The 9733-nt window shown below is 41.3% G+C and carries 7 protein-coding genes; all 7 read right to left on the reverse strand.

All coding sequences use genetic code 11. The features are described 5' to 3' along the window. Nucleotides 1–138 precede the first annotated feature (138 nt). A complete protein-coding gene (locus IH879_13385) occupies nt 139–297 on the reverse strand; it encodes a hypothetical protein (protein MCH7675929.1) in 159 nt (52 codons plus the stop codon). A gap of 11 nt (nt 298–308) precedes the next feature. Further along, nucleotides 309–1445, reverse strand: a complete 1137-nt coding sequence (locus tag IH879_13390) for a hypothetical protein (GenBank protein MCH7675930.1) — start codon at nt 1443–1445, stop codon at nt 309–311. Next, a complete protein-coding gene (locus IH879_13395; protein ID MCH7675931.1) occupies nt 1435–3687 on the reverse strand; it encodes a hypothetical protein in 2253 nt (750 codons plus the stop codon). Before IH879_13395 ends, IH879_13390 begins: the two co-directional genes overlap by 11 nt. 11 nt (nt 3688–3698) lie before the next feature. Then, entirely contained in the window at nt 3699–6497 is a 2799-nt protein-coding gene (locus IH879_13400) for a glycosyltransferase (protein ID MCH7675932.1), read from the reverse strand. After that, nucleotides 6494–8197 carry a hypothetical protein gene (locus IH879_13405; GenBank protein MCH7675933.1) on the reverse strand — a complete coding sequence of 568 codons (1704 nt, stop codon included), beginning with the start codon at nt 8195–8197 and terminating at the stop codon, nt 6494–6496. Before IH879_13405 ends, IH879_13400 begins: the two co-directional genes overlap by 4 nt. After that, nucleotides 8194–8937, reverse strand: coding sequence for a hypothetical protein (locus IH879_13410; protein ID MCH7675934.1), 744 nt, complete (start codon nt 8935–8937; stop codon nt 8194–8196). The genes IH879_13405 and IH879_13410 overlap by 4 nt, the downstream gene beginning before the upstream one ends. Before the next feature lie 407 nt (nt 8938–9344). Further along, the coding region (locus IH879_13415) for an SPASM domain-containing protein (GenBank protein ID MCH7675935.1) at nt 9345–9733 on the reverse strand (389 nt) is incomplete at its 5' end.

Here is a 9733-nt window from a genome sequence, read left to right on the forward strand (position 1 = left end):
CCCCAAAAGGGTTTTTCTTAGTTTTATTATCGACAGATGCCAAATCGACTTGCTACTTTTTGTGAATTTTTTTTATTTTTTTTAAAAAAAACGTGGTGGGATCTCAGGATGGATGTAGATTAGACTTCTGCAAAATACTCAAGTCGTGAAGGACAGAAAAATAGGAAAAACATAAACACCTTCAAGCGCCGGACGGATGCCAAGGATATTTTCGCTCATCAAAATGAAAGCTTCCTGAATTTTTCCTGAGATGCGTAACCGTTGGATTTCTTCCACAGGTGTCAAGTTTTCAGTCATAACTTTCGAGATTACAAATAAATATTGCCTTCAACGGGGCGATAAGTAGGCACGTTTAGGGACATTAATATCCAATTGCGATACTTTGTATATTCCGGGTGTTTTAGAAGATTGACGATTTTATTTCTCGCTTCATCGCGCTCACCGATATAGGCAAGCGCTGCGGCATGTTGGAGTTGGTAGTTCATGAGCAGAAACATGTCATTGCAATCCGCTGCATTTTTAAGAAGCTCAGTAAAAATTAGCTCAAAATTGGACTTACCCATCGACTCAGGAGAATTAGGAAAGCGCTGCTCCATCTCCTGAACATCCATATGTTTGGTCAAACGGAAAGTGTAAGTGTTGTCAACATACGCCACAAGTTTGAAGTAGTCTTGCATCATAGCAACAAAAACCGGAATCCAGAAACAGGTGAACGCGCCGTAATCCTGAAAAATAAAATAGCTTCCCGGCGACATACAGGCGCTGATTTCACGCATGAAATATTTGGTGCCGTACCAGCTTTTACATCCGTCCACAAAGACACCGTCGAGCATCAAACCTGGCGGCAACTTGAAAATATTCTCCAAATTCACCGTGTCCTCGACCGTGTCCGGAAGCACCCCTCGCTTTTCTTTAATGAGAGGATAATACTCGTGCTCGCGGTGAATCAAACGGAAAATATCCAGAAAATCCGAGGAGCGTTTTATTTGCTCACAATCCTCTTCTTTTAAAGAGCCGTTTTCAAAAAGCGGCGCTAAAAAATTCAGCAATCGCTCAGGTTTGTAATAATTTTTAAATTTATCAAACGTATGGAGTTTACTCCGGTCCAATCTATTTGGGTTGACTTGCATCCCCGACGCAATTGCTCGGGTCGAGCCGCCGAGAAACGAGCCAATCTCAAGCACATGATAGTGCCCTTTCCAGATTTGTGCGAAAAAATTAAATAGAAACTTGCGCTCGCCAAGGGTAGTTTCGGTGGGGATTTCGTCAAGAAATTGGTCATATTTTTTACCTTTGTCGGGACCTGCAGCGAATAGCGATAACATTCGCCCCAATAGCCGGGGATAAATATCCGGCCCAAGGAAGTCTTCAAATTTGCTTTCGCAACCGGAATAACAAGTTTTCCTGAAGTTTAGTAAAAGCTCCGCCACTCTATCATTTCTCACGGTTTTGTTCTCCATTGAATGTCGGCGTAATAGAAATTCGAAATGTCTTTTTAAAACTTTGAGCCGGATGAGCGCCCTGAAAACCGCAAGTCTCATCCATTTCTTTTGCAGAAAAAGAGACGCGGCAGAAATAAGAGTTGGTGATTTCTTTGTAGGTCACCATTCCGATGAGCGCGGCTGAGGTTTTGTCAACTTGCAAGCGGATCGCGCGATGTGCATCTCCCAACACGATTGATCCGTCTGTCATCCCGACGCCTTGACTTGCAGAAACCAGAAACGAAACCGGTGAGCCGTGGTCAAAGTTGGTTTGATAAAGCTGAAACCTTTCAGGCCTGAACCCGCCGTTGCAGGCAGAGTAGTAAAGAGTAGACGGATCAAAAGCGTTTGGATTTAGGGTAATCATTCCAAGTCTAAGTGACCCGGTTGGAAGACTTGGCCAATCGAAGGAATATTCCAAATCCACTTGTGGCTTATATGAAAAAAGAGTGACTTTCTTTTCGATGAGGCCGAATGGGCTTTCAACACTTGCTGCAACTTCAACTCCACCCGGGTGTTGCTCAATCTTCGGTTTTACGAAATTTAGATCAGTTATCTTCGGATGACCAGGGGTTTCAAAAATTGTGTGGCCGCTGAAAAAATCTGCTCCGAGTGAAATGTCGTCGTAGAAGCCATGCCCCAAAGTACCTATCAGTTTTTGATTAGAATACTCTTTGAAGCAAAGCGCTTCGATTGCCAGGCCTTTTTTGAAATTGAGGGTTAGTTCGGCAAAGTGCGTTTCCAAAATAGCAAATGAATCATCCTGGATTATTTCGCATTTATGGGATTTAAGTGCATGGACTTTTAATTCCTCATTCTCTGAAGTCGTAACAAGATTTTCCCCCCGAAGTGTCGGGGTCGAAATGACAGGGGAGAAGTCATTTCGACCGGAGCAAAGTCCGTCAGCACGAAACGAAGTGGAGAAATCTCCTGGTGATTCGAATGATTGTTCTTGAAACATTTCTCCTTCCCAGGCTCCGGCTTGAGAAGGAACTTGTCCCGGAAACTCGGACTCGGATCGCATTGAACCCAAGTCCTGTTGTCCTGTGGATTCCCGCCGGAGTTTATCCCATGCTTTGACACGGGACGGGAATGACAGGTTTGTTTGTTTGACTCTTTGCATCTCCTGGCAATACTTCTCCCAGCGTTTCTCGGAAATATGCGTCCGAAAATCGCTGCTCCACAAATAACACAAATACCGCCAGTCGTCATCTGACGCATCTGGTTTGTTGAGCAAATGATTGTAAAAGTTCCAGCAGGAGGTGTTTATCTCAAGATCATTCTTTCCCGTGACAGCCCAGCGTGTGATGTTGTATTTGTCCTGCTTTTTAACAGGAACCGGCTGCTGAGTTGATTCCAAATTTAAGCGATTCCCTGCGCCCGGCAAATGAAAATTCTCAAGAACTTGACTTGGCCGGAGAAATTCAATCCTTTTATCGAGCAACAGCCGAACCATTAATTTTTCAATTCGCTGCCATTCGTTCTCATTGCCCAATTCGGCCTCGGTGTGGTAGCGGTTCGGCCGGAAATTAAAAATTTCAACATCATTGCCGTAAAGCGGAAAAAAGCGCGTTCTCTCAGAAAAAAGAGCGCTGAGATAGTTAAAGTACTCGTCCATTTCCATGTCCCCGTGAGCATACCGCTGAAATTTCTGAAAGGCGATAGAGTTATTCCAAAGCAATGGAATTTCTTCTCCATGCTGACCACAAGCATACTGGGGAAGATAGCGCCATTCCGAATCCCACTCCGGATGAAATCGCGCCGGGTTATCCCACTCCATGGCCACCGCCTTATAACCGGCGTCGATGTAGTGCTGTAAAATACCCGCTGAGTAAGCCTGCTCGTTGATCAAAGCAACTTCGGGAATAACACCTAAAAGTTGTTTATAGATTTGATTTCCGAGACGTAGGTTAGCTGCGTTCACTTCGGCGGGAACCAAAGGCGCGATGACTTGAGCATAGCCAGACCCGATAAATTCACAAGGTCCGTTGCTAATCAAAAAACTCAGCTCGTCAATCCAGCCGCGATCGATTGCTTGAATTTGCTCCAGAGTATAGCCGGAGGCCTCGATTCCGAAAGGTAAATTAAACCTGCGGGCCAGGCGCAGTAGAGGCCAGTAACAGCGCTTCACGACTTCGCGGCGCTGCTCTTCTTCAATAGAAGAGTAGGCCAGGTTCAGATGGAAAAAGGCATAGAGATTTAACATAAAATAGTCGCTCACTCAGAGAGCTGCTGTGCCATATTTTGAAGCTCGACAGCCTCGGTTGTTTTCCCCAGCCGCTCATAAATTTCGCCCATCAGGTTCAGAGCCTCTGGATGTTGCGGGTTCTCATCAATGATTTTGGCCAGCAGATTTAAACCATCTATAAACTTTTTTTCTGAAATTAGTTCACGAATTTCTTGAAAGGCGCGCATATCATCTCCTGCTGCAACAGATTTATGGTGAACTAATTTAAAATAAATTTGCTCAAACTCTTGTGCATCCTGCTCAATCAGCTTAATTTTACTTTTTTGCAAATTCGGCAGTTCAAGAAAAGTGGGCGAATTGGCTATCTTAACAAAAATATCCGCAAGGGCTTCAACATCTCCCGGTGGGATTAAGAAACCGTTTTCGCCGTCAATAATAATTTCAGGAACTCCAGCAATAGCGGTTGCGACTGCGGGAATGCCAGCATACAGAGCCTCGCGCAGAATGAACGGATAATTCTCTCCCAGCGACGGCATGACAAGTAAATCTATTTCAGAAAAAACTTGTGCTCTTTGTTCTGTTGTGAAGCACCCCAAATAAGTAGCATTTTTTAAATCATTAACCTTTGCTGTCATTGTATGGTAAAGGTCATCATCAAAATGTCTTCCATAAATTTTAAATTGCAAGCAGGCTTGTTTTCTCACACCCATTGTACTGTTTGCTTGTTTTATCGCATCCAGAAAAATGCCAATACCCTTCCTGATATCTATTTCACCCATAAAGCCAATTCGAACAACGCCGCCTTCTTTCTTTCTCTTTTGAATCTCAAACGGACTTATTCCTGTGGGGATGACATGGAATTCCCGATTGTTCAAATTATTCGCGATAGAGGTCTCCTTTAAAAACTGAGAAGGCGTATGCACAAAATCGACTTGCTGAAACATGCGCTGCAAAACCTCACGGCGCAATGCAAGATAATAAAAAATGCTGGCGATGTACTCCGGGTCATTATTCGATTTTGCAGCAAAGGTACATTCATAACATTTATCAAGCGACTCCGGGCCGGAACAAGAACTCTGATTTTTGTACATCAAATGGCCTTGCGGGCAGTACAAGTACATGTCGTCAATCTTCATTAATACTGGTAAGCCAGCCTCTTTTGCAACACCCACCCAGTTGGCGCTTAGGCCAAAAAGATGTTGTATGTGCACAATGTCAAAATCGTGTTTTTGTAAAAAAGCACGAAACGGGGCATCAAATTTGTTATCCAAAATATTCGGTTTCTTCTTCCCGGGTTGAAATACATTAAACCGAACGACCTTCAGACCTTCAAATTCTGCACCGTCAAATTGTAAGGGTTTTTTTATGGAATCGGAAACTGGGTAAAGTATGGTAACATCGTGACCAAGCTTTTTTAACTCCTTTGAAAAAGTCAAAGTATAAAGCTCTGTTCCAGAATATGACTGAGGCGGAAAATTATGGACAATTTGCAGCACTCTTAATTTTGAAGTTCCAGTATCGTCATCACTTAGTTTTTGCAAACCGTCTTCTGCCTCTGCTTTCTGATGAATCAAACGAATTATATTCTGTGAAGCTTCAGAAGCGCTGGTAAACGTGATTTTCTGCTGATGCTTGTTACATAGTTTAGCAAACTCACCACTCCTGTGACTTTGAATTAACTTGTGTGCTGATGTCGACCAATCATCCTGCTCATCGAGATAAACCTGGAGTCCCCAGCGCGAAAGGTAGGTCGGGGTTTTCCACTTTTCAGGTCTTAAAACATTTTTGTAAAACTGAAACAAGTATGTAATACATGGCACCTGGCAAAGAAAAGCCTCCCAACTCACGGATGAGTTCCTGCTCGTAACCACTAAGTCTGCTTTATCCAGCCAATGTTGAAGGGGACCATCATCAATGCCAGTTAGTCGAATATTAAAACTTGCAGCGATTTTTTCAAAATATCCAGCAGTATTCACACCGATGGATTTCGTTAATGTTGGGTGTAATTTTACAACGACATCTAAGTTAATAGAGGGCATCCTTACGCTTAACTTTTTTATCATTTCGCAAAAAAGCTGGAAAGCCTTGTGCTCGACAGAGTTGCCATAGATTATTTCCTGCATCGAGTTTGCTTCGAACCACGATGGACAGTACAAAATTGTTGCCTTCCCTGTATCGCCAGACTTTTTTATTTCTTGAAATGTCAGGACGCCGTCGATAGGATTGCCGGTGACGATAATTTCAGGTTGATGCGCACGACCCGAATAGTAATCCGCATAATATTCTTTTTGTACCTCATTATCAACGCACACAACATCCGTCACAGGCAATCGAGAATCATCTTTAACATAGCAGGCATCTGCAGTGAAACTGGCAATTATAAAGCCATGTTCAATGTAAAATGTCGGGATATTATTCTTTGTTCCGAAATCAACTAGCGTGCGTATCGGGGCAAGCTGATCATTTACCGCAAGGACTGCAGTTATACGACGATTCGCGTGGAATTTCCGCAGACTGTGTTGAATACAATAACTTTGCACCCATAACCGTAAAAGATGCTTAATGACGTCGTTTTTTTTGTCGATTTGTTCTTTTAGGTTGAACTTAGACTCTATATCCGTAATAAAATTCCGATATGTTTTTTCAACCCGGTTTAGAGTAGATTTTTCAATAACCTGTTCCCCGACATACAGTCGTTGTTTTCCTGTCCAATTTCCATCCGCAGCAAATAAAACAATATCAAACTCTTTTTCCAGTTTTGAAACCAGGGTTTTATGACGGTTTTCAAACAAACCTGAGCAGATGATTGTTGGCTTATTATTTTTCATTTGATAAGATGGGAAATGTAAGTATTTACGCTGAATATTAGGTCCTGGCCAAGAAGATAAATTTCATCGTCTTCGGAAACATTGCGGTTGTGCAAAATAGTATTCTCCAGGTTGACAATGTCTGCATCTAAAATTTCAAAAGCATAGTTGCCTTCATCATAAACGTACGTGTGACCCTGGCCGCATTTCGTGCAATTTGTGGATTCATCCAACAGTAAGGTCGCGCGTTTTCTCAGCACATTTTCCTCTCCGCATAAATCGCATGCCCAGGTTACTAAGTAATTCATTGGGCCGGTGCAAACATGCTCGGTTTTTATATCCACAACATTCATCAAAGCAGATTCTTCTTTTTGCTCCGCAGCATCAACTCCCGGACTTTCCAGGAATGTCTTAATCCACCCACATATTTTTTCACTCTTTTCTTTTGCAGAAAGCGGCTTTATATTAAACTCATCAAAAAGCTTTTTACATAAGGCTTTATGTTCCTTAAGGTTTTCTTGCTGTAAGTAAAAGTCAACAGCATTCTTAAATTCCTCTGCAGTAGTAACGTATTTCATAGCCCCTTTTTGGAACAAAATATTGCAGCTATTTAGCTTGCCTTCTTTAAACATATACTTTACTGCAGATTCGGCCGGATAAATAAACGCCGGCACTGATGCTAAAAACGCCTCCCATAAAACAGAAGTGCGGTGAGAAGCTATCAGCATATCTGACCCTGAAAGGACTTCACTTAGACCGGTACAGGTGAGCAAAACATGTTCCAGTCCACATTCCTGAGCCAGGTGTTTTAAATAATTTGTTGAGTCTTCAAACACCTGCTTGGTGGCAAATGCAGGATGTAATTTAACGATAAACTGTATATCATTTTTACGCGGGAAGTTTTTTAGTCCTTGAAAAACAAACTTATAAAATTCCACCTGCTCTATTTGTGCTTTAAATAGGTTTGAAGGAATTCTCGCTTCCATCCAAGAGCCAATAAGTGATAAAGTAAATTTGTCGGGACACAGATTTAAGGCGGTCAGGGCGTCTTCTTTCTTTAAATTATTGTCAAAGGAAATATCAATGGGTGTCCCGTTGACCACAAAAGTAACATGCCCATTTAACTCTGACGATTCATAATGTTCATCCCAGATAGCTTTTTCCAGGTCATTATCTAAATTTACAAAATCAGATATATAAGGTGTGGCAGGCAGGAAGTTTTCGTTTAAGACTTTAGGTTCGGGTTCCATAGCAAAAAAACCATGCTCGATATCGAGAACAGGTATGCCCCTACTTTTGGCTTCAATCACCATCGGTCTCCTGGTGAAGGAATAATCCGCGTTAACTAAAAGCAAATCAAGATCTATTTTGTCCAACAGTTGGCGAAAGACAAAAGCACGCCAATAAATAGAAAAAGCAACTTTGTTTATTGTCATGAACTCAGACTCATACAGCGCAGCTTTTTTCTTTCCACCTGAAATGAGATTACCCAATTGTTCTTCTACTTGATTGACCGTTTGATGAATCTCCCAGGAAAACTCTGCTTGCGGAAATTGCAACTGGCTTAATTCAATAATCTCTTCGAGAGTTTGCACTCCAAGATCACTCAAGGATTTGGCGAATTGACTTTCGAACATAATAATACTAAAATTCTCACACAGCTTTTTTAACAATACCTGGCTTTTATCGGGGAAAAATCCAAGTACGAAAACATTTTTCATTGTTGCTCCATCAATCGGGTTGTCAAAAACTGGTTCAAAATAAAGATATAGTCCTGATTCAAATATTTACTAATTTTCGAATAAGAATTGCCTTTAACTGTGTCCACATTCAGTTCATACTGAATTTTTCTCAGCTTATCATCTAAAGTGTACACCTGTTCATTCAACATCTTTTTATAATTCTTTTGTAAAAATTCTTTTATGGCCTCATACTCAAATAATTGATAGGCAAAACAAACAGGGCACAGGAACTTACGCCTGACTAAAAATGTGCGGAATAGTTCAACGCTTGACAAATGACCGCATGAGCCACATGCCCCGGAAAAAATATAATTAACCGTGCCGTCGCTACAAATCACCGATATATCTTCAATTTTAAACTCAACTGCAACCTCTTTTCCGGTTTTAATAAAGCTCTGGCACCATTTAGCGCTTTTCTCGAAATTTAGTTCATCAAAACCCGGGAGAGGCAGGTTCTGAAGTCCAATTTGTAAGCGCAATAAGTATTCAGGCTCACCATAAATCCGGCCATTGTTTAACCTGGACAGTTTAAGATAAAACTGATAGGCACGTTCGAACTTACCCACTAAAATGTACATTTTCACGATTTCAATAATAACGGAGCTGTTTTGAGGATATTTTTTTAATAAGGTGTTCAGGTCTTCGGCGACGTCAATATATTTACCGTTTTCTCGTTGGCAAATACAATGATCCAGCAATTGTTGATCGTTATCTTCCATGATGATTGATTTATTTTATTAAGCTTTTAGCTGTCAGTTTTTTAATGAGGACTGAATGCTGATAGCTCACGTATTCTTTTCACTTAGAGTTTTTTGGTTTCTTGCTTAAATTCGGTTGTCTGAGAAATATGCTCACCCATATTTTCCCGACCTATAAATTGATACCTGCTTGAATTAACGGTACGTTTGCTCATACCAAGGCTCCGGGCAATACGGTTTTTTGCTCCAGTCTGCTTCAAAGTAGCGAAGGCTAACCTTCTCACGAAACTTAACAAGTTTTTTTTGTGCATCATTTAAATTCCAAGTTAATGAAACAATCACAACAGTATGAAAATACACATTTTTTTAGCATTCAAGTGCACCTTTACCGGTGCACTTTCATCTTGCTAATAACCGCTACCCACTATCTAAAAAGACCATTCCTGTACACAATTGCGGCAACCCTCGACATCATCCCATTTTTTTTCTAAATGCTTTTTGATAAGCTCAGTTCTTACCGTACCATTGAACAGGTTCTCAATTGAATCATTTTTCACATTTCCGAGGATTAAATCATCAGAAAAGGCGCGGCAACAGGGATAGGTTGTACCATCCCATTGAATAGTGAAATCACCTCGCAGTAGTTGCCGACAGGCAAAACGAACATCGGGTAGTTTATTTTTATCAGATTCTGTCCTCCTATCCTCTACAATACCCTTGAAAGTTTGATAGGTTGCGTAATAAAAATCATCTACTCTTTCTTTCCAGAAATTGTGGAAATCATCAATTTCATGTTCATTGTCAATTTGCCGGACAA

This window comes from candidate division KSB1 bacterium (assembly GCA_022562085.1).
In the GTDB taxonomy this organism is placed as follows: domain Bacteria; phylum Zhuqueibacterota; class Zhuqueibacteria; order Oceanimicrobiales; family Oceanimicrobiaceae; genus Oceanimicrobium.